Origin of the sequence: Vibrio comitans (assembly GCA_024346835.1) — a bacterium.
Lineage (GTDB): Bacteria > Pseudomonadota > Gammaproteobacteria > Enterobacterales > Vibrionaceae > Vibrio > Vibrio comitans.
In genome coordinates this window covers 2,386,527-2,408,961 of sequence record AP024866.1, presented here as the reverse complement: position 1 = coordinate 2,408,961, position 22,435 = coordinate 2,386,527, and the positions used below count along the sequence as shown (strand labels likewise).

At 39.6% G+C, this 22,435-nt stretch carries 19 protein-coding genes; 18 read left to right on the top strand and 1 reads right to left on the bottom strand.

Translation table 11 applies throughout. The features are described from left to right. Positions 1 to 133 precede the first annotated feature (133 nt). Entirely contained in the window at positions 134 to 2,218 is a 2,085-nt protein-coding gene (fusA, locus tag OCU46_RS11060; RefSeq protein WP_141272040.1) for an elongation factor G, read from the top strand. Between the two features lie 74 nt (positions 2,219 to 2,292). Here the strand turns inward: fusA and OCU46_RS11055 are convergent, their stop codons facing one another. Next, on the bottom strand, positions 2,293 to 3,999 hold the full coding sequence (locus OCU46_RS11055; protein WP_167495408.1) for an AMP-binding protein: 1,707 nt from the start codon (positions 3,997 to 3,999) through the stop codon (positions 2,293 to 2,295). A gap of 246 nt (positions 4,000 to 4,245) precedes the next feature. Between OCU46_RS11055 and OCU46_RS11050 the strand changes: the two genes are divergently transcribed. The 17 genes from OCU46_RS11050 (at position 4,246) to OCU46_RS10970 (ending at position 22,430) form a co-directional block, all read left to right on the top strand. Continuing rightward, entirely contained in the window at positions 4,246 to 5,505 is a 1,260-nt protein-coding gene (locus OCU46_RS11050; RefSeq protein WP_141272041.1) for an O-antigen ligase family protein, read from the top strand. A gap of 751 nt (positions 5,506 to 6,256) precedes the next feature. Further along, complete coding sequence (locus OCU46_RS11045; protein ID WP_141272042.1) at positions 6,257 to 6,436, top strand: Flp family type IVb pilin; 180 nt, start codon at positions 6,257 to 6,259, stop codon at positions 6,434 to 6,436. Positions 6,437 to 6,595: 159 nt separating this feature from the next. Continuing rightward, the gene (locus tag OCU46_RS11040; protein ID WP_141272043.1) at positions 6,596 to 6,778 is read left to right on the top strand and encodes a Flp family type IVb pilin; all 183 of its coding nucleotides are present in this window, start codon (positions 6,596 to 6,598) and stop codon (positions 6,776 to 6,778) included. Positions 6,779 to 6,851: 73 nt separating this feature from the next. Further along, positions 6,852 to 7,355, top strand: a complete 504-nt coding sequence (locus OCU46_RS11035) for an A24 family peptidase (RefSeq protein ID WP_141272044.1) — start codon at positions 6,852 to 6,854, stop codon at positions 7,353 to 7,355. 15 nt (positions 7,356 to 7,370) lie between these two features. Next, on the top strand, positions 7,371 to 8,720 hold the full coding sequence (locus OCU46_RS11030) for an AAA family ATPase (RefSeq protein ID WP_141272045.1): 1,350 nt from the start codon (positions 7,371 to 7,373) through the stop codon (positions 8,718 to 8,720). After that, positions 8,717 to 9,448, top strand: coding sequence for a Flp pilus assembly protein CpaB (gene cpaB, locus OCU46_RS11025; protein ID WP_141272046.1), 732 nt, complete (start codon positions 8,717 to 8,719; stop codon positions 9,446 to 9,448). The genes OCU46_RS11030 and cpaB overlap by 4 nt, the downstream gene beginning before the upstream one ends. A gap of 8 nt (positions 9,449 to 9,456) precedes the next feature. Next, positions 9,457 to 10,920 carry a type II and III secretion system protein family protein gene (locus OCU46_RS11020; RefSeq protein ID WP_141272047.1) on the top strand — a complete coding sequence of 488 codons (1,464 nt, stop codon included), beginning with the start codon at positions 9,457 to 9,459 and terminating at the stop codon, positions 10,918 to 10,920. A gap of 16 nt (positions 10,921 to 10,936) precedes the next feature. Next, the gene (locus OCU46_RS11015) at positions 10,937 to 11,176 is read left to right on the top strand and encodes a hypothetical protein (RefSeq protein ID WP_141272048.1); all 240 of its coding nucleotides are present in this window, start codon (positions 10,937 to 10,939) and stop codon (positions 11,174 to 11,176) included. Positions 11,177 to 11,197: 21 nt separating this feature from the next. Next, positions 11,198 to 12,484, top strand: a complete 1,287-nt coding sequence (locus tag OCU46_RS11010; RefSeq protein ID WP_141272049.1) for a pilus assembly protein TadG-related protein — start codon at positions 11,198 to 11,200, stop codon at positions 12,482 to 12,484. A gap of 5 nt (positions 12,485 to 12,489) precedes the next feature. Then, positions 12,490 to 12,921, top strand: a complete 432-nt coding sequence (locus OCU46_RS11005) for a TadE/TadG family type IV pilus assembly protein (protein ID WP_141272050.1) — start codon at positions 12,490 to 12,492, stop codon at positions 12,919 to 12,921. A gap of 8 nt (positions 12,922 to 12,929) precedes the next feature. Continuing rightward, the gene (locus tag OCU46_RS11000) at positions 12,930 to 13,424 is read left to right on the top strand and encodes a TadE family protein (protein WP_141272051.1); all 495 of its coding nucleotides are present in this window, start codon (positions 12,930 to 12,932) and stop codon (positions 13,422 to 13,424) included. Between the two features lie 30 nt (positions 13,425 to 13,454). After that, positions 13,455 to 14,672 (top strand): CpaE/TadZ family protein, encoded by a 1,218-nt coding sequence (locus OCU46_RS10995; protein ID WP_141272052.1) that lies wholly within the window; start codon positions 13,455 to 13,457, stop codon positions 14,670 to 14,672. 77 nt (positions 14,673 to 14,749) lie between these two features. Continuing rightward, entirely contained in the window at positions 14,750 to 16,135 is a 1,386-nt protein-coding gene (locus OCU46_RS10990; RefSeq protein ID WP_371858847.1) for a TadA family conjugal transfer-associated ATPase, read from the top strand. Between the two features lie 11 nt (positions 16,136 to 16,146). Further along, entirely contained in the window at positions 16,147 to 17,112 is a 966-nt protein-coding gene (locus tag OCU46_RS10985) for a type II secretion system F family protein (RefSeq protein WP_141272054.1), read from the top strand. A gap of 3 nt (positions 17,113 to 17,115) precedes the next feature. Beyond that, on the top strand, positions 17,116 to 18,060 hold the full coding sequence (locus OCU46_RS10980) for a type II secretion system F family protein (protein WP_141272055.1): 945 nt from the start codon (positions 17,116 to 17,118) through the stop codon (positions 18,058 to 18,060). Positions 18,061 to 18,075: 15 nt separating this feature from the next. After that, a complete protein-coding gene (locus OCU46_RS10975; RefSeq protein WP_141272056.1) occupies positions 18,076 to 19,107 on the top strand; it encodes a tetratricopeptide repeat protein in 1,032 nt (343 codons plus the stop codon). A gap of 224 nt (positions 19,108 to 19,331) precedes the next feature. Further along, complete coding sequence (locus tag OCU46_RS10970; RefSeq protein ID WP_141272057.1) at positions 19,332 to 22,430, top strand: beta-galactosidase; 3,099 nt, start codon at positions 19,332 to 19,334, stop codon at positions 22,428 to 22,430. Positions 22,431 to 22,435: the final 5 nt, after the last annotated feature.

Here is a 22,435-nt window from a genome sequence, read left to right as displayed (position 1 = left end):
GATTCTCATCTATAGTTCTTGGATTGAAAACAAAAGGGCGAAATTTTCGCTCAACAAGCACACAGAGCTATCAGTCTAGTCAGATTGTGGTATACTCTGCGCGCATTTTATATCCTATTGATAGAGTAAAACGATGACTGATTTATCAAAATACAGAAATATTGGTATTTTCGCGCACGTTGATGCGGGTAAAACCACGACGACTGAGCGTATCCTAAAGCTTACCGGCCAGATCCACAAAACTGGTGAAGTTCATGATGGTGAATCAACTACTGACTTCATGGAACAGGAAGCTGAGCGCGGTATTACTATCCAGTCAGCAGCAGTAAGCTGTTTCTGGAACGATCACCGTCTAAACGTTATCGATACTCCTGGACACGTTGACTTCACAGTTGAAGTTTACCGTTCTCTTAAAGTACTTGATGGCGGTATCGGCGTATTCTGTGGTTCTGGTGGTGTTGAGCCTCAATCAGAAACTAACTGGCGTTACGCTAACGAATCAGAAGTATCTCGTCTGATCTTCGTTAACAAACTAGACCGTATGGGCGCAGACTTCTACAACGTTGTTGACCAAGTTAAAAACGTTCTAGGTGCGACTCCTCTAGTTATGGTTCTACCAATCGGCCGCGAAGATGACTTCGTTGGTGTTGTAGACCTTCTAACTCGTAAAGCATACGTTTGGGATGACTCTGGTCTTCCTGAAAACTACGAAATCCAAGATATCCCTGCGGATATGGTTGATGACGTAGAGCAATACCGTGAAGAGCTAATCGAGACTGCTGTAGAGCAAGACGATGACCTAATGATGGCGTACATGGACGGCGAAGAGCCTTCTATTGAAGACGTTAAGCGTTGTATCCGTAAAGGTACTAACAACCTATCGTTCTTCCCTACGTTCTGTGGTTCTGCATTTAAGAACAAAGGCGTACAAATCGTTCTTGACGCAGTTGTTGATTACCTACCTGCTCCAACAGAAGTTGATCCTCAACCTCTTATGGATGAAGAAGGTAACGAAACTGGCGCTCACGCTATCGTTTCTGCAGACGAAACATTCAAAGCGCTTGCATTCAAAATCATGGATGACCGCTTCGGTGCTCTAACTTTCGTTCGTATTTACTCTGGTAAATTGAACAAAGGCGACACCATCATGAACTCATTCACTGGTAAAACAGAGCGTGTTGGCCGTATGGTTGAGATGCAAGCTGATGACCGTAACGAACTAACTAGCGCACAAGCTGGTGACATCATTGCGATCGTTGGTATGAAGAACGTTCAAACTGGTCACACTCTATGTGATCCAAAAGACCCAGTAACACTAGAGCCAATGGTATTCCCAACTCCAGTAATCTCTATCGCTGTATCTCCAAAAGATAAAGGCGGTTCTGAGAAAATGGGTATCGCTATCGGTAAAATGGTTGCAGAAGATCCATCTTTCCAAGTTGAAACTGACGAAGAAACTGGCGAAACCATCCTTAAAGGTATGGGTGAGCTTCACCTAGACATCAAAGTTGACATCCTTAAGCGTACTTACGGTGTTGACCTAACTGTTGGTGCTCCTCAGGTTGCTTACCGTGAAACTATCACTCAAGCAATTGAAGATAGCTACACGCATAAGAAACAGTCTGGTGGTTCTGGTCAGTTCGGTAAGATCGACTACCGCATCAAGCCAGGCGAAGCTGGTTCAGGCTTCAAGTTCTCTTCTTCAGTTGTTGGTGGTAACGTTCCTAAGGAATTCTGGCCTGCAGTTGAGAAAGGTTTTGCATCTATGATGGAAAACGGTGTTCTTGCTGGCTTCCCAACTCTAGACGTTGAAGTTGAACTATTCGACGGTGGCTTCCACGCAGTGGATTCATCTGCAATCGCATTTGAAATCGCAGCGAAAGGCGCATTCCGTCAATCAATGCCTAAAGCTGGCGCACAACTTCTTGAGCCAATCATGCACGTTGACGTGTTCACTCCAGACGATCACGTTGGTGATGTAATCGGTGACCTTAACCGTCGTCGTGGCATGATCAAAGATCAACAAGCTGGCGCTACTGGTGTTCGTATTAAAGCTGACGTACCTCTTTCTGAGATGTTCGGCTACATCGGTCACCTACGTACAATCACTTCTGGTCGTGGTCAGTTCTCTATGGAGTTCTCTCACTACGCAGCATGCCCAATGAACGTGGCAGAAGAAGTAATTGCTAAAGCTAAAGCTGAGAAAGAAAACAAGTAATTGTTTCTTCTTAAATAGCTAAAAGAAAGCCCCGATAGTGAAAGCTATCGGGGCTTTTTATTTTTTTGTAACTATTATTCTTCCCAGACTACGAACTTGTCTTTAGGCCACTCAGCACCAACATCGTGGTACTTCTTCTCTAGCACATGTCGTTTTATCTTCAGAGTAGGTGTGAGTATCTCGTTCTCAATACTCCATGGTTCCTTGATAAGTAAAACACCTTTTATCTTCTCGTGCCCTTCTAGCTTTTCATTAATATGAGCAATTGCTTTAGCAATACTCTTCTCATATCGCGCCTTATCAAAGTTAGGGAAATCGTGAGGCACAATTAGAAGAATAGGTGCAGGCATTCCCAGTCCAACTAAGCACAGCATTTCGACACGAGCAACTTCGATAATTGCTTTTTCGATAGGTACAGGTGCGACAAACTTTCCTTTAGCGGTCTTAAAGGTATCTTTCTTGCGTCCCTGAATGGTCAGGTAACCCTCGGAATCAATAGAGCCAATATCACCAGTGTGCAACCATCCATCTTCGCTGAATGTTCTTGCAGTCGCTTCATCGTTCTTGTAATAGCCAGAGAACATCCCTTTACTGCGGACAAGGATTTCTTCATCTTCCGCAATCTTAAGCTCTATTCCCGGCCCTGCTTGACCTACAGTACCAATCTTTGAGGCATTGAAAGGGTAACTGAGTGTGCTGTATGCAAAGGTTTCAGTCATCCCCCATGCTTCTGTAATATTGATACCTACCTTGTGATACCACTCCAATATTGCAGGACTGATAGGAGCAGAACCACAACCTAGGACCCGACCTTTATCTAGGCCTAAGCCATCGACAATCTTCTTCTTAATTATTGAATTTAAAATCGGGATCTTAAGTAAAATGTTCAGTTTCTTCGGTGGGAGCTTATCTTGTATCCGCTGCTGGAATAGAGTCCATAGACGAGGAACCGAAATGAACAGAGTAGGGCGGTGCATTTTGACATCTTCAATAAAGGTCTCTAATGACTCAGGAAACGCAGTTTCTAAACCTGCCTGAATAGAAGAACCAAAGATATACACTCGCTCTGTAATGTGCGCCAGTGGGAGATAAGAGAACATCCTATCACCAGGTTGAATCCCTATATGATCTACTAAGTTTTTAACAGACCAACTAAAGGCGCCATAAGTCAGCATAGCGCCCTTAGGAACACCAGAGGTACCTGAGGTGTAGACAATTGACATCAACTTATCATCATGATGCTGAGGGTGTTCGTCGTGAGGGACTGCATCATGGATAAGCTGCGCAAACTTGTATTGACACTGAGGAGCGGAATCATAAGGGAAAGAGATAGTAATTAATTCAGGCAGACGCTTCATCGCTTCCGACGTGGCTTGTGCATCATCGAGCTTTCCTGCAATCAGTACCTTACTTTCACTATGGGTCAGGCAGTACTCAATGGTATCAGCACCAGCTGTTGGGAAAATCGGTACACTAATGAAGTCACCAAGCATTAAGGCCAAATCAGTAATAAACCACTCAACGCAGTTTTTAGAAACAAACGCCACTTTATCTCTAGGTTCCAGCCCTAAATCACGTAGTGCACTTACCAACTTTAAAGCCATATTCGCAACTTCAGAGTAGGTATATTCAACGAACTCACGATCAATTATTTGTTTGAGGTACACTACGTCAGGACGTTCATGAGCCCATTTTAAAATGAGTTCATTTGGTGGTGGGTTTGTGCAAGGTGGGTTTGTGAAAATCTGATCACTATCTTCAGTCCTTGAAACTTGTTCCATACACTAATTTTCCATTAGTTGATTGTTACGTTATTCAGAAGCTTAGCAGGTTTTTCATCGGGCAATAGCTAAAAAACCATCAGATGCGTACATATTTTTAACATTTAATCAATGAAACACCTCAAACATATTGTTAAGCTGATTTTTTGCGTTTAGATTATTTAAACAGTGGCTAGTCAATGTCAAAGTTTTAAATGTATAGGGTTACATGATGATTAAGGCTCTAAAGAGACAGAAGAGTAGTTTATGACAAGAGCATCAGGTATTGATCTGAAAGTTAGATCATTAATCGTTTTTATTAATGTAATGATTTTCTTGGCACTGTTGTCTGGGAGTCATGCTGGTTTGTCATTTGTATATGTATTTCTAGCACAGTTATTTATATCAATAACTATTTGCCTATATTATAGAAAAAATATATCTATATATTTAATGAATGGTATATATTCTCTTTTGACTGCTGTGACTATATCAATAGTTATTATCAGTTATGCCTTGTCGGTCATTAAAAAAGGAGAAAGCAGTGTTACATCTGAAATGAGAATGGTTTTTATTATGGTAAATTTCATCTTTGCTTTTTCATTTTACTATTTAATGTGTGAAATTAGAAGTGTGGAATTACTGTTTATAAGTTTACCTGTAGGGATTACATATATAGCTATATACTATTTTGTTGATTATAACTTTAATCTCAATACTCTAATTGTCGAAAATGTAAGTAACCTGCCTTTTGCTTTTAATCGAAGATTACTAGATATGTATTGTATCTTTTCAATAATATATGCATCATATTTGTATTTGTTCAGAAGAAAGAAATGTTCGTTTGTGTTTGGGGGTTTATATGTGATAAATGTTGCATTTATTTTTTGGGTTGGAGGAAGAGGTTCTATTCTTTCAACTAGCATTGCATTGATATTTCTTATTACGGCAATGAATAGAAAAAAACTTCTTGATGCTATCGAAATAGTTAAGTTTGCAGTACTTACTATTCTAGGGTTAGCTTTAGCATTTCCGATTAGTATATTTACTTGGAATGGCCTATATAGATTTAAGCAGCTATTCTCTTCCTTAGGTGAAAAAAGCCTAGATAAAATATCTAATGGTAGACTAGATATTTGGTTGGATGCGATACGTAACATTAAAGAGGCTTTCTGGTTTGGTCATGGGCCTGATTCTTATCGTGAAATTGGGAGTTTTGGTTTCTTTCAACCGCATAACTTTATTTTGCAGTACTTTATAGAGTTTGGTGTGATTGGTACTTCGCTAATTATTATTTTGATTTCCTTATCTTTGATAAAAGGTGTTGTTTTCTCCTTAAAAGTAAGTAATAACAAAAATTTACCTACTGTTCTACTTTTTGTTTCTATTGTACTAGGTTATTTGATTCAAGGTTTGGTTGATGGCGTTTTTTATTGGTCAGTGACAACTATGCTTGTTACTATCGGGTTAGTCGGCATTGTAGCTACAGTTGATAAAGGAAATAAGGAAGGGAATAATCTATTTTAGTCCTTGTACGTACACATACTAAATTTGTTAGTGTCGGAGGTTTATATGTGATTCGTATAATGTTAATTTTATATGACCAGTAATTGTGAATAGTATATACCATATAGCTTACATAGCATGCATTTAGTTGATTTTTCCTTAGTATTAATAATGGAGTGGGTTTTATTGGTAAAGTTGATTGAAATTAATTTGTAAATTAAATTTAAAGTTATCTATATAGTTATCATCTTTATTGTGGGTTATAATTAATTACTGTTTGAGTAAGTATTTAAATTATTAGTGTGATATGTTGGTTTACTTTTTTTTAGTTAATATTTTTCATATAAACTATTGTGGTATTTCAGAGGTCACCGCTAGCATAGGTATTTATGCTGACTGTAACTTTAATATTTTTAGATTTTAATTTCCTTATAAAATAATAATTTATGGAGGTTATTGAGTGTTCTTTCAACAGCGAATTCTTATTTTTCTTATACCCGTAAACTATCTAATTGTGCTATAAACATAGTTGTATTACGTTGAAATTACTCTTGCTTAAATAAAGCAAGAGTAATTTCAACGTAATACCGAACTAAAAGCAAAAGCACAGTCTTCGTATGGTGTAAGTGGATGAAGGTGCTTGGTTATTTTTTGAAGGGAGGGTTATCTACGTGGGCTAAAACTACCGAAGTTGAAGTGGAGTTCTCTTATTTTTGAGAATCTGGACTATACTGTTCAAGCTTTCATCCACAGCAACATGGAGGGTAAGGTAATGGACCAATACTTACGATTTGTGTGTAAATTTTGGCAAGATCAAACGGGCTTGTCCGTCGTTGAGTATGTCATTGCTGCTGCGTTTTTGGTTGCGGCTATAACAACTGTCTTCCTCGCGTGGCAAATTGGGTTAAGCAATACACTAAGTGATGTCATTAGCTCCGCTGGTGGTAACTAAGTGTAACTAAAGGTAAAAGTTGGTGTGATCAGTGTTGTGTTTTTATGGTTTTTATGGTTTTTGTGAAAGAATTGTAAGTGTGTTCCTTTACATTTTTTTACATCTTAGAGTATAGTTAATTTGCTGCTTAATCATGGAGCGATTTTTTGGAGAGATATTATGGATAAGTTTATTTCAAAAGCAAAAGAATTTGCGTCTGACGAAGAAGGTTTGACGGTTGTTGAATACGTAATCGGTGCTGCATTAATGGTAGCCGGGCTTGGAGTGATTTTCTCTGGTCTCGGTGCAGCGTTAGCGACGAAACTAAATACTATCATTAGCAACATTGGAACTGGTAACTAACATAACGTCCTGGTGCTATAGCTATTCATAAGATGAACCACACCAGTGATGGTGTGGTTTTTTGGTTTTATTCATGTCGATTGTTTTTTGGTTTCTACTCTTTGTTATATCTGTAAAAGATCTGAAAGATAACAAAATTCCGAACATATTGTTGCTTTTGATGCTCGCCTACGAATGCCTTCGATTAATTTCCTCAAAAGGTGATTTAATGTCGGCTCTTCTGGGCGGGTTGATTTTTTTTATGTTTAGTTTTGTCCTCTATTTATTACGAGCTCTTTCCCCTGGAGATGTAAAGTTGTTGGGTGTTATAGGTTTTCATGCCGGGTTTGGAAATCTCGTAGATATGACCTTATGTATAGCTATTTTTTCAGGCATCGTAGCTATTTTTTATCTGGCGTATAACCTTAGTTTCTTAGGGATTACCAACTTAAGTATCATTTTTACTCAACCTTCATTACTTAAAGGCTCAAATTCAAACTATAATAAGTCTCAGGTAGGTAGATACACTGACAAGTTGACAATGCCATTCGCACCTTGTGTTTTATTAGGTGCGGCCGCCTATTCCTTATTTTATTGATAAAGGACAATATTTATGCAAGCTCCAAAGGAACTGGAGATAGATACTGGGTTAACTCCTCAAGTGTCTGCGCCCCAAATAGTAACATCTATTGATGGCTTAGATATTCCGATGGCTGTTGTAGAAAATCTAGTTATTAAGCACTTGTCCGCACACCCCAAATCCGACGTATTAGAATTGGCACGATATTTAGGCGTCGTAACACATATCATCGAAGATTTATTGGCTGACTTAAGGAAAAAAGCACTTGTAGAAGTCTTTCAGCCTTCGTCTCAAAGTATATTTAAGGAATCGACGAAGAGTCATGTTAGATATGCCCTTTCAGAACAAGGCCAATCTAATGCTGACACTGCGTTTAAAAAGGATGCGTATATTGGACCTGTACCAGTATCTTTGAAAGCCTATAATGACATGGTCGAGTCTCAAGACCTGCGCGCCAACTTGATAACACGTCCAGATGTTGAATGCGCATTAGGTGATGTCTATGGGGCTCAAAGGTTAGTTCCGATTCTTGGTCCTGCGATTAACTCTGGAAGAGCTCTGCTTCTATATGGTCACGCTGGTACAGGTAAAAGTTTTGTAGCGGCAAGGATCTTAAATTCCCTCAATACTTCTGTTTATGTTCCTTATGCGGTTTATGCTGCAGGTAACATTATTAAGGTCTTCTCTGAACAACATCACAAACCAATTAGTAATGACTATGACCGCGAGGTGATCAGTTTAAAGAGTCATTATGATAAACGTTGGGTTTTATGCCAAAGACCTAACGTCCAAGTAGGTGGTGAGTTGACGATGGATATGTTGGAAGTGAACCACTCCGAGCATAATAGAATTTGGATTGCTCCGTTACAGATGATTGCTAATAACGGTATTTTGGTTATCGACGATTTAGGTAGGCAACCAATGCCTGTTGCGACACTGCTAAATCGGTGGATAGTACCGATGGAATACAATTATGATTATTTATCACTTCCCAACGGGCAGCAAATAACGATTCCATTCGTTTTAACTATGGCTTTTTCAACAAACTTGAATCCTCAAAAAATTGCCGATCCAGCTTTTTTAAGACGATTAGGTTATAAGATCCAGTTTCAACCATTAGTTGAAAATGATTACTTAAGCCTGTGGTCAGATCTATCAGAAGATAAGGGATTGGTGTTGCAGACAAGTGCGTTGGAATCGCTATTGAACCTCCATAGCTTACATAAAATAGGTTATTTCCCTTGTTTACCAAAGGATATTTTGGGGATAAGTCACGATATTATACAGTTTGAGCAAATTGAGCCAGAGGTAACTTCTACTATATTGCAAAGGGCGTGGGATCTTTATTTCACTGCTGACGAACAGGGAGAATCAGTATTATGAGTAAAGGAACAGTTTTATTTCTATTAATCTTGTCTATTTTTTTTGGAGTAGGCGCAGTTATTGTGGCAAAGCAGTGGATGGAAGGTCAGACTAAACCACAAGTTAAAGTAGAGACTGTTGAGAGAGCACCGATTGTTATAGCTGCGGTGGATATCCCTGAAGGCACTGTTATTGAAGAAAAACACCTGACCAAGAAGCAACTAGAATCGGCTTGGCAAAACGCTAATCAGATTAAAGAATACTCTGAATTGATAGGTATGGTGTCTAAATCTGATGTGTTTCAGGGAGAGCTCATACATAAATCTCATTTTGGTGGGCCGAATGAAGGTGCAAGCTTAGCTGTGTTGATCCCAGAGGACAAACGTGCTGTTACGATTCGGGTAAATGACGTAGTCGGAGTCGCCGGTTTTTTGTTGCCAGGGAACAGAGTTGATATCTTAAACACTGTTAATAACCGTACGTCTACCGTACTTAAAGATATTAGGGTTCTTGCAGTAGATCAAACTGCCAAGACCAAAGAAAACAAGCCAATAATTGTCAGGGCAGTGACACTTGAAGTAACACCAAGACAAGCGGAAAAATTATTGACTGAAAACAGTAAAGGGGCAATTCAGTTAGCACTTCGTAATCCTCAGGCCATAGACCCTCCGGTGAGAAGATATGTAGCCCCACCAAGCGTCACAATAATCAAAGGCACGAGTCAATCTAACGTACGAGTAAATAACTGAGGTCAATTATGAAAAGGATTTTTGCATTTGTCACTTTGCTCGTGATGCTCATGCCAGTATCACTAGCTTCTACGACTCAATCAGGAAATACGATCACTATCCCACATCATAAATCTACACACGTGAAGATTTCAGGGAAGGCAAAAAGGGTTTCTCTCGGTGATCCAGCTGTACTGGACATTGTGATGTTAAAGGCTGATGAACTTTTTTTAATTGGTAAAAAATTAGGATCAACCAATCTATCTGCATGGGATTCGCAAGGCCGTTTGATTGAATCGCTCAATATCGAGGTCACTCATGACCTTAATAACTTGAAAGCTAAGCTGTACGAGTTTCTACCGGAAGAAGAAATTCAAGTTCATAGTGCTCAAGATAAGTTAATTCTTAGTGGTTTAGTCAGCAGTCAAGAGAAAATGAACATTGCCGTAAAGGTTGCTCAAACATATTCTGCTGGCCAAGCAGTGAATGCGTCAGACGGAAATGCGGGCCAAGCTGAGTCTGGTGTTATTAATTTAATGACCATTGGAGGTGCACAACAGGTAATGTTGGAAGTCACCGTAGCCGAAGTACAAAGATCTTTAGTGAGGCGTTTCGATTCCAACTTTCGATTTTTTCAACAAAGTGGCGATTTTACCTGGGGCTTGACGAGTGCTGGGGCTGGTATCGGTGAATCTGGCGGTTCTATTTTGCCTATAATTGATTCTGTCGGTGTGAATGACTTTGGCTTCCTCGGTGGTTTTGTTGATAGTAATACACTCTTCACGTTTGCACTTGATATAGCGAAAGAAAATGGTGTTGCTAAAGTACTCGCCGAACCAAATCTAACAACCTTGAGTGGTTCTGAGGCGAAGTTCTTGGCTGGCGGTGAGTTTCCTATTCCTATTCCAAGCGATGATGGTATAGGAATTGAATATAAAGAGTACGGTGTTAGTGTGAACTTTACTCCTATTGTTCTCAGTGATCAGAAAATTTATCTAGAACTAGCTATCGACGTTAGTGAAGTTGCAACTTCTGGTGCGCTTGCTTATAACCCTGGTGATGTTAATGCCGCATATATAGTGCCGCCTTTAACAAAGCGTAGTGCCTCATCAACAATAGAGCTCGCCGATGGGCAAACAATTGGAATTGCAGGTTTACTCAACGAAAACAGTAGAGATGTAGCGAACGAAGTGCCGGGAATTGGTGATGTTCCTGTACTGGGTAATTTATTTAAGAGTAAACAATACGTTTCTGGAGAAACAGAACTAGTAATCTTAGTTACTCCTCGTCTAGCTAAGCCAATTGACAGAGATAAAGTTGCGCTTCCTACAGATGCATTTGTAGAACCTACCGATATGGAGTTCTACTTAATAGGAAAATCCGCATACTTGGATGAAGAACGAGTGAGACCAAAACAACAGCAAACAACAGAATCAGTTCAAGCATCTACAGCAAATGGTGGTTCGGAAGGTCAATTCGGACACTCTCTATAACTGCAAGGAGCAAGTTATGAACGTAAAACATATAATTGTGTTGTTGTCTGTAATGGGAATAGTGGCATGTTCAAATAATCCTCGTTTAGGAACGGCAATGACGTTAGTCAAGAACGAACAAACTTATAACCCAAATGCAACGCAAGAAAATAAAGGCGTTTTGCCAGAAGGAAGTGGAGAGCGATCCCAAGCTTCTATTAAGGGCTATAATAAAGGGAGTAGCAAGGACATATCTATATCTGGATTTAGTCTGTAGTCGTATCCGCGGGAGGCTATTATGCAAGGAAAGCGTTTTGGTTCTAAGAAAAGCCTCGTAAAAAAACAGTCAGGCTTGGTTATTATCTTGTTCACAGTATGCCTAACGGTGTTGTTGGGATTTGCTGCGTTAGCAATAGATATCAATCATGTAGTTTTGAATAAGTCGAGGCTTCAAAATAGTGTAGATTCAGCCGCACTAGCTGCTGCTGTAGTAGCTGATGGTAATACTGGGAAGACTACAACAGATATAGCAAATGCTGCGCTAGATGCCATACGTGCTTATTCTACATCGTCGGGAAATGACGAAATATCAGTGACTCAAGTTTCAAGTTTTACTAGCCAAGGACGAACCCATTCGCTAGCACTTTCAGATAGCGCAAACTTAATTGTTCAATTTTCCAACGATCCCACGTCATTTAATTCTGGCACTTTTGCCCTTCAAGATAGTAGTGGCGAAGCAAATGATATTTATGTACGAGTTGAAGTAACAGGGGTGAGTTTACAAGGCTTCTTTGTCAATCTATTCGGAGCAAATAAGTCAGTATCTGCAAGCGCTGTTGCTGGCCCGAGCTCTTCTGTGCAAGAGCTTTGTAACCTAGTACCTATGGCTGCATGTGCAATTGACGAAACTGATCAAGATTTTGGTGGTTTTGAAGTAGGTCAAATGAAAACACTTAAGACTGGTGATTGGAAGAAAAGTGAAATTGGGGCACCAGCAAACTTTGGGCTTCTCAACTATGGAGAACAGGGAATGGATGACCTCGATGAGCATTTGGCAGGCGGTTATAACGAATGCCTCGTCGATGGGGTTGCAAAAGGTGCCCCAGGTAATAAAGTTGGGAGAGTGAAGAATGGATTAAATACTCGTTTTGGCGACCCCAATGATCCTGAGTATCCCAAAGATATTTTAACAACTAGCGGGTCTATTACCAAAGACAACGATGGCAATATTACAGGTTCTACTTTTACTTACGATAATTATGTTACAGAAACATCTCGAGGAGATTTTATTCCTGAAACAGGCGGAGAGCCTGGAAGACGTATACTTCAGATACCTATTCTAAATTGTACTCAGGGAACGGGCAGTGGAGGTAATTTTGAAGCTCCTGTGGTTACGATAGGGTGTTTCTTTTTAATATCTAAAGCGCCAGAAAGTAACGGTAATGGTAATAATGAACAGCAAGAGGTTTACGGTGAGTTTATACAAAGTTGCCGTGTTAATAATGCATCTTTTGGTTTAACACCAAGTAATAGTGGAGCATATAAAATACAACTCTACCAAGATCCAATCGGAGAGGGAGTTTAATACTTATGCGTGTTAAAAAAAACAAGGGATTAGCAGCTATAGAAATGCTATTCGTATTGCCTATTTTACTTTTTCTTCTTGGAGGGATTGTGGAGCTTGGCCGAATATTTATTCACTATACTGTATTAAATAAAGCTCTCCAAAATAGCGCAAGATCAGCTGTATCTGAAACTTATGGTACAGAGAGATTAAGTGCAATTGCTGCTGATGACTATATTCAAGAATTTGTAGTATATGGCGGTCAATTAGGCACTGATAGAACAACTATTCTGCCGGGGTTGAAAGAAGATGACATTTCGATAGATACGTCTGACACTAACTATGTGAAGATTTCAGCAAATTACAAGTATTCACCTATATTTACTTCGATTCCTATTATAGGAGGAGATTTTGAGATTACTATGAATGCTTCCTCTTTGATGAGAACGACACAGTGATATTTAATATGAAAAAACAAAATGGCATATCTGTGATCGAGTTCAGTATCGTATCAACAGTGCTACTGATTTGTTTATTTGGAGTCTTGGAGTTATCCAAGTTTGTCTTTTCTTTGCAAATGCTCAATGAAATGACGAGAAAAGCAGCAAGGATGGCGACAGTTTGTGAGATTGACCAAGGTAGTGTCATTCCCGGGCTCAATAGCATAATTTCTATCGCACCAACTGATTATGAACCGAGTATGTTGAAGATAGATTATTTAGATGATACTGGTGTGACGATCTATTCTGGTACTGGGACAATTACAAATGAAGACTTTCTGGAAATTAAATTTGTTCGTGCAAAGGTAGAAAATTTTAGTTTTGGCTTTACTCTTCTTTCTAGTTTACTGGGTGATAATGTAGGTATTCCGGCGTTTGAAACTATATTACCGTCAGAAAGTTTAGGAATATACCGACCAGACGGTGATGGAAACGAGATTGCAGGCCCAAGTTGCTTATAATTAAACGGATTTTTTAGAGGTCAAGGAAGAATGAGTGAAGTAGTACGTATGAATGCTGATGATAACTTTAGACTAGTACTGAAGAGTCAAGTTAATTTGTGGATGGTTTATAGCTCGGATAGCTTCAAACGACACATGGAATCAGAGTTGAAGCGATGCACAAATGTTGTTATTGAGTTTATTAATCTTTCGCAGTTTAACTCTCAAAGTATTAAAGATAGAGCTACGCCGGATTTAGTGTTCATCCAAGCAGAGAATGATTGGTCTCAGAAATTAACTGAGCTGTATGCGAATAGCCTAATATTGCAAAATAGCAATTCTTCTCTTGTTGTGTTTGGTGATGAAAGTAACAGTTTTGATTTGAAAGTGGCTTTAAGAATTGGTGCGTCTGACTTTTTATCAGAAACTATAAAATTGGAAGGTATTGCATCGTTTCTTACTGCTGTTTCAGATGAAAAAATAGCAAGTCGTGACCTGGCTGAATTACATGTATTTGTTAATAGCAAAGGGGGGAGCGGAGCTTCAACTGTTTCTTTAAACACAGCTATAGAATTAGCTAAAAATAAAAAGAATAACGTACTGTACCTGGATTTGGATGTGCAATTTGGCGCAATCCAAGACTACTTAGATCTCAAGCCACAATATGGGCTTCATGATATTATTGACGGTGCTAACGAATTAGATGAAATTTCTTTACAAACCTTAGCTACTGAGCATTCGTCGGGCCTCAGTTTTTTAAACTTTCATCAAATGCATCCTATTGAGAACGAACTTAAAGCTAGAGGGTTACACACAGTAGTCCCGTCACTTAGGGAATATTATACGCATATCGTAGCGGATCTTTCGCGCGGAATAGAAGCAAATTATAGCTCGATAATATCTCAAGCGACCAAAGTATTTTTTATAGCACAACAAAGTTATGTATCTATAAAAAACACTAATGACATGCTTAATGTAGTCGAGTTGGAGTTCGGTTTGTCGAGAGAACAACTAGAAGTTGTTGTTAATCGGTATGACAAAAAACAACATTTAAAAATAACAGATATAGAAGAAGCGCTTGGTCAGTTTAGAGTGCATGTTCTTCCAAATGACTATAAAACAGTAAACGAGAGTTCCAATTTAGGTAAGCCTTTTTCAATGAATAAGAAAAAGTCATCTATTTCTGAGGCTGTTGGAAGGTTGGCGGCTTCTATATCCCCTACCGACGATGGGCAGTCAAAAGGCTGGTTAGGTAAGATATTTTCTTGAGTTTAGGATGAACTATGTTTTTTAAAAGAAAGAATATTAATCCAGATTTTGAGCAAAAAGCTAGAACGGAAGCTCCTATGGGAGATGTTGAAGAAAAGGACCAAATGAAAGTGCCTCAGCCCCAAAAAGTTGTAGAGGCAGAGGCAAAGCCAATCGTTCAAAGTACATCGACCGGCAGTGACAAACATCTGAAGCAAGAATTAGACGTGAAGCATTACTTTCATAAAAAGCTTCTTGAAACATTAGACCTTGGTGTACTTTCTAATTTAGAAGAAAATCGAGCAAAAAAGGAGCTACAAGAAGCGCTGCATCAATTGATGAATGATGACACTACACACCCAATAAGTTTAGAAGGAAGAAAGCGAGTCGTAAAACAAATCGAAGACGAAGTGTTTGGATTGGGGCCATTGGAACCATTACTTCATGACAAAAGCGTTTCTGATATATTGGTCAATGGGCCTAAAAATGTTTATGTAGAACGATTTGGTAAGTTACAGAAAACACCGCACACTTTCTTGGATGAGAAGCATTTAAGAAACATTATAGATCGAATAGTGAGCCAAGTTGGACGCAGAATAGATGAGGCTTCTCCGATGGTAGATGCTCGTTTAAAAGATGGCTCTCGTGTAAATGCAATAATTCAACCTTTGGCCATTGATGGTGCTTCAGTCTCAATACGACGGTTTGCAGTTGATCGTCTCAATATGGAAAATATGCTCGAGTTTAATTCACTATCACCTCAAATGGCTAAATTGATAGAAGCAGCTGTCAAAGGTGAGTTGAATATACTTATATCTGGTGGTACAGGCTCAGGTAAGACAACAACATTAAATATATTCTCTTCATTTATCCCAAGTGATAAGCGTATCGTAACAATAGAAGACTCAGCAGAGCTTCAACTACAACAACCTCATATTATTCGCCTTGAGACTCGGCCTGCCAACCTCGAGGGGAAAGGGGAAATTAGTCAGCGTGACCTAGTTAAGAACTCACTCCGTATGAGGCCTGATCGCATTGTTATTGGTGAGGTTCGTGGTTCTGAGGCCGTTGATATGTTGGCAGCAATGAATACTGGTCACGATGGTTCATTAGCCACTATTCATGCCAACACGCCTCGTGATGCGTTAAGCCGTGTTGAGAATATGTTTGCAATGGCTGGATGGAACATGTCGGCTAAAAACTTGAGATCTCAGATTGCTTCAGCCATTCATATGGTGGTGCAAATGGAACGCCAAGAAGATGGTAAGCGCAGAATGGTTAGTATCTGTGAAATTAATGGTATGGAAGGTGACATTATTACCATGTCTGAGATATTTAAGTTTCAACGGCAGGGGATAGACGAAGGTGGAAATATTATTGGTGACTATGTAGCAACTGGTATAGTTCCAAGTTGCCACGATAGCCTAATCAAACGTGGGTTGGACTTGCCGTTTGAAATATTCCAATCTCCAAATTTTAAATAGTCGAGATTATCATGAATGATTTAGGATTGTTTCTAGTACTACTATTTTTTGCTGTACTATTTATTTCCCAGGCGTTATTGCTTCCAGTAGCTGGCAAAAAAGCTAAACATGGGGAGTTGACAAAACGACTGAAGCAAGCACAGCAAAAGTTGGACGATGAGAGTCTATCATTGCTACACGAGTACTACTTGAAAGAAATGACCCCTTTTGAACGTCAGTTGGTTAAATTACCAATGTTTGCTGACTTAAAAAAAATGCTTGAGTTGGCTGGTATGTCAGTAACTTTGGGCAAACTTTTAGCTTGGACTCTATTTGCAAGTTTGATTGTACTATCTATCTCTATTTTCTCTGGACATTTATGGTACGTCAGTGCAGCACTTTTCCTAAGCGTTTGGATAATTGTCTACTTTTATATACAAAAAAAGATTACAAATCGCCTCCAAAAATTTGAAGAGCAGTTGCCTGAAGGGTTAGATATCATTAAAAGGGTACTACAAGCTGGGCAAACCATAAATCAAGCTTTCAAAGAAGTAGGCGATGAACTACCCGACCCTATAGGCATTGAGTTTAAGAAAACCTTTAACCTTTTGAATTTTGGCTACGATATGAGGTTGGCTATATTGCAGATGGTCGATAGGACACCAACCATTTCGATGTTAGCTTTTTCTAGTGCTGTTATTTTACAAAAAGAAACTGGCGGGAATCTGACTGAGAATCTAGATAAAGTTTCGAAAGTGCTAAGGGCTAGATTCAAGCTTTCTCGAAAAATTAGAACCTTGTCAGCTGAGGCTAGACTCTCTTCTTGGATTTTGGTTTTATCACCATTTGCACTTTATATATTGACAATGTTTATCAACCCTTCACATGCTGAGCTTTTAATTACAGACCCTAGAGGTATATCTGCAATTTCTTTTGGCATTATTAGTTTGTTGATAGGCGCATTGTGGATTAGAAAAATAATTAATATTAAGGTGTGATAAATGGACGTTAACGAGATTACATCATGGCTTAATACTTCTAGTTTACTAACTAGAAATAATATCTTTTTATTGATGGTTCTATTAGGGACTACACTAGCAGTACTGTCGATAGGGGTATTGGTGATTGGGACTAATAACCCTTTAAAACGTAAGCTAAAATCAATAAAAGGTGGCGCTGATTCTGATAAAGATTCATCAAAAATGAATGGTATATTAGATAACTTGGCTCCTATGATGGTGCCAAACAGTAAAAAGGAAAGAGAGAGCGTCCAATCACAGTTGATTCAAGCCGGGTTTTATGACGGAAACGCTCTATCATTTTTTTATGCTATCAAGCTCGTAACTGTTCTCATCGGCTTGTTTATATCTGCCGGCGCATATATTTTAATGCAGGAGTCAGACTACGTCGCACTTGTAATTATTGCTGCATTATTTCTGGGATTATTTGGACCTAATTTAATGTTGGCTAGGTTAGTTTCAGAGCGACAAGACAAAATTAGAGCTTCAGTGCCGGATGCTTTGGATCTATTGGTAGTGTGTACTGAATCCGGTTTAGGTTTCAATGCCTCTCTTAAAAGAGTCGGTGAGGAAATAGCGATAAGCCACCAAGATTTTTCAGATGAACTAGATGTCGTCTGTTCAAAGATCCAAGCTGGTGTTGAAATGCCTGTCGCTTTTCGCGAACTTGTAGTTAGAACTGGCGTGGATGAGTTGATGGGATTGGTTAGTATGTTATCTCACGCATCTAAGATTGGTGGCAGTATCTCTAATTCATTGCGCGAATATACAGAAGATTATCGAGATAAAAGGACGCAAGCAGCGGAAGAAGTAGCGGCGAAAATTCCAACGAAAATGCTGTTTCCAATGGTTATATTTATTTGGCCTTGCTTTTTCATTGTTGCTCTTGGTCCCGGGCTAATGACACTGTTTGATGCGCTAAAATAGTTAAGGAAGATGATAATGGAAGAAGTAATAAGGAAAAGTGTATTTTCAATTCTTATGTGTTCAATGCTAATAGCATGTGCATCTTCAGAGCCAGAACCTGTAGAGTTTGACAGTTCTTTATACGCTGGTAAACCAGTTGATTCTTTAACAAATGAAGAACCACCGAAGTCAGAAATGGAAGCCATTGCTCGTGGTGACACAGCACTTGGCAATAAGAATTATGATTTAGCACTGTATGAGTATTTACGTTCACTTTCATTTTCAGATGCCACTCATCAAAACAAGACTTTATACACGGTAGGTAGGATTCATTCAGCAAAGGGGAACTTCGCACTTGCTGAAAAAGCGTATATGAAAGCTCTGGAGTATGATGAAAATGATGTTAAGTCATTGGAAGAATTAGGGTTGTTGTACACTAAGCAAGGTTTGACATCGGAAGGGAAAACTTATTTTTTCAGAGCAATAAATGCAGACCAAGTACGTTTGAACAATTCTGATATTTTGACAAGTTATACAGAGGTGACAGAAGAGACTTTGGGCAATTTACCTTTTGACTCAGATAGTCCATATAGGAGCTATATGGCCTTAGGGATTTTATCTGATGTTGAAGAAAACCATGATATAGCTAAACGTTATTACGAAAGAGCATTGGAAATTAACCCTAATTCAACACAAGCCATTATTAATCTGGGTTACTCTCATTATATGAGTGGAAGTTACTACTTAGCTCAAAGAATAACGAATAGAGCATTAAAAAGGGACCCAGAGAACGAGAAAGCTCTGAATAATCTCGCGCTAATCTATATTGCTCTGGGTGATAATAGGCAGGCGTTGAATATTTTTAAACGAAATATGACGACCTTTGAGGCTTTAAATAATGTGGGCTATTTTTTGATGTTGAGAGGAAAGCCTGATGAAGCTATTCCATTCTTCCAACAGGCTATTGATAAAAACCCTTCATACTATAAGGTTGCTAATGAGAACCTTGAGAGAGCCTTGTCAGAGGTTAGATTAAGTAAAGTGGACCCTGTTGAATCTGCAGGTTAAATGTTGAAATAGAAGGGGAGTGTAGTACCTCCCCATTTTATATTTTTCGTTGTATACGTGCTGGCTAAAACATGTGATGTGAACCACAGCTTGGTTTTAAATTCAAATATCTTCTAATTTCTGTTGCCCATCTCAGAATTTAACCCTCTTTTTATTGCTATGTTGATTTAAACGCTTTCATTCAGTTCAGAGTAAATCTGATTCTTAGTATTTTAGGCGGTTAAATGACGATAATTAAGCAACTTATAAACATGAAAGATTGGGCTAGTCCCCTCTCAATCTCAAAAAATCGCTTGTTAACGCATACAAAATTACACTCCTATTTATCTATTAGTGATGCAATACAACAGTGCTCTTTAGAATACAGCTTTTCGATTAACGGTTTCTGGAAATTCAGGTTCTACGAAAAAGCTGAACTTGTCTCTGAAGAAGCAGTTAGTTTCTTGCTAAACGACATCAATTGGGAAACCATCCCCGTCCCAAGCAACTGGCAGCTTCAAGGCTACGACAAGCCAATTTACACCAATGTAAAGTATCCATTTCCTAACAATCCTCCTTGTGTACCTTCTGATAACCCAACTGGGGTCTATCGAACCAGCTTTGACATATCAGAAGAATGGCTGAGCCGAGTTACTCGAATTATCTTCGATGGCGTTAGTTCCGCGTTTCATCTTTGGTGTAATGGGGAGTGGGTGGGTTATAGCCAAGACAGTCGATTGCCGGCTGAGTTTGATTTATCGAAGTATCTTGTTGAAGGTTCTAATCAGATAACGGTGATGGTGTTTCGTTGGTCGGGTGGGTCTTATCTGGAAGATCAGGATATGTGGTGGCTGAGTGGTATTTTTCGCGATGTCACTTTGTTAAGTAAACCACTATTGTCAATTGCTGATGTGTTTGTGACTACTGAGCTTGATTCGTGTTATCGAGATGCCGTTTTGTCGGTAGAAACAAAGCTTTCGGGGGCTAGTGACGGCCATCAAGTTCAAGTTCAGCTGTTTGATGCTGACAAAAATGCAGTGTTTGAACCTGTTACTGAGCTCTGTGGTAATCGTTGGATTGATGAGCGTGGTGAGTATGACGACCGTACTTATCATCAAATACCTGTCTCTGATCCATTGAAGTGGAGTGCTGAGGATCCGAATCTTTATACCGTTGTGGTTTCTCTTTTAGATAGAGATGGTAAATTTATCGAGGCGGAGAGTTACAAGGTCGGCTTTCGTCAGATCGAGATAAAGGACGGTCTTCTTAAACTAAATGGTAAGCCTTTGCTTATTCGCGGGGTGAATCGTCACGAGCATCATCCTGAGCGCGGGCATGCTATTACTCGTGAAGATATGCTTCAGGATATTAAGCTGATCAAACAGCATAACTTCAACGCTGTACGCACTGCGCATTACCCGAATCATCCTACTTGGTATGAGCTTTGCGATGAATATGGCCTTTATGTGGTGGATGAAGCCAATATCGAAACCCACGGGCAGCAACCCATGGGACGCCTTTCTAATGATACGAACTGGCTTGCTGCTTACATGGGTCGTATGACAGGTATGGTGGAACGAGACAAGAATCATCCCTGCATTATTATCTGGTCTTTGGGTAACGAGTCTGGATTAGGCTCCAATCATCACGCCATGTATCAATGGACCAAGCAAAGAGATCCAAGCCGGCCAGTTCAATACGAAGGGGGAGGAGCAGAATCCGCAGCCACTGATATCATTTGCCCCATGTATCCTAGAGTCGATATTGATTTACCGTATTCTGAGAAAGATCCTGAACACTTAAAGTTTGGAATCAAAAACTGGATTAGCAAACCCAATGAAACTCGCCCATTGATCATGTGTGAGTATGCCCATGCTATGGGCAACAGCTTAGGTGGCTTCTATAAATATTGGGAAGCGTTTCGTCGTTATCCTCGCCTGCAAGGTGGGTTCATTTGGGATTGGGTTGATCAGGGGTTAGTTAAAGTCGATGAACAAGGTCAATCTTATTGGGCATATGGCGGAGACTTTGGTGACACGATCAACGACAGGCAGTTTTGCATCAATGGCTTGGTTTCTCCAGATAGAATCCCTCATCCTAGTGCGTTAGAGGCGAAAAAGGCTCAGCAATTCATTCAGTTTAAACTTGTTAGTACCGAGCCACTGCAGATCAAGTTAAAAAGTGAGTACTTATTTACTAAGGTTGAGAATCAACTAGCTAACTGGCAAGTCACTGAAAATGGCGAGGTGATTGCTAACGGTGAATTTAAGCTCGATATTGAAGCTGAAGGCTATCAAAGCATTGAATTACTAAAGCAACTGCCTCAAGCAAAACCTGGGTTTGAATATCACTTAAACCTTCAGCTAGTTTTAATTGAAAGCACCTCTTGGGCTAGTGCAGGCCATCAGCTTGCTCATCATCAATTTGAACTCCCTGCATGCAATGAACTTCCTGAACTCGTCAAACCGGATAGGACGCTCTCTTTGTCAATGCAGCAGACAGATAAAGAACTTTCTGTCTTTAACGACACATTTAGTATCGGGTTCGACCAAGAAACGGGACTTGTTAGGCAATGGCTGAAGGGAAACAGGTCGATTATTGAATCGCCCTTAGTTGATAACTTCTTTAGAGCGCCGATTGATAATGATATTGGTACCAGTGAGGCTGATAATCTTGATCCTAATACTTGGGTGGCGATTTGGAAACATGCTGGTTTGAAAGGCTTGCTGCGCCACTGTGTGTCGTTTGATGCAGTAATGCTTGGAGATGATTGTTTGGTCGAAGTGATATCAAACTATCAAGCCAATAACGTGGCCGCGATTCGAACTATTTGGAAGTATCGCATCAAGCCCAATGGTCATATCGATATCAATGTGGATGTCTATCTAGCTAATGGATTTCCTTGTCCGCCAAGGATTGGAATGGAGCTTGCTGTGCCTAAAGGCCCTAAAGCCGTTCAGTTTTATGGGCTTGGGCCTCACGAGAATTACCCAGATCGTAAGTTATCGGCTTATGTTGGTAAGCACACACAAACCATCGACGAAATGCATACAGATTATGTGTATCCGACGGAGAATGGATTGAGATGTGATGTACGACATGCCGAGATAGGGCCATTGAATATCAATGGTTTATTCCATTTTTCTGTAAGTCGTTATAGTCAATGTAATCTAGCGGAGGCGGATCACATCAATGACCTACATGATTCGGGTAGATTATATATACGCATAGATTCTGAGCATATGGGGGTTGGTGGTGATGACTCGTGGAGCCGCAGTGTTCACGATGAATATTTGCTAAAGAAAAAGCATTATCACTATCAAATTACGCTTAAGGCAGACTAGTCATC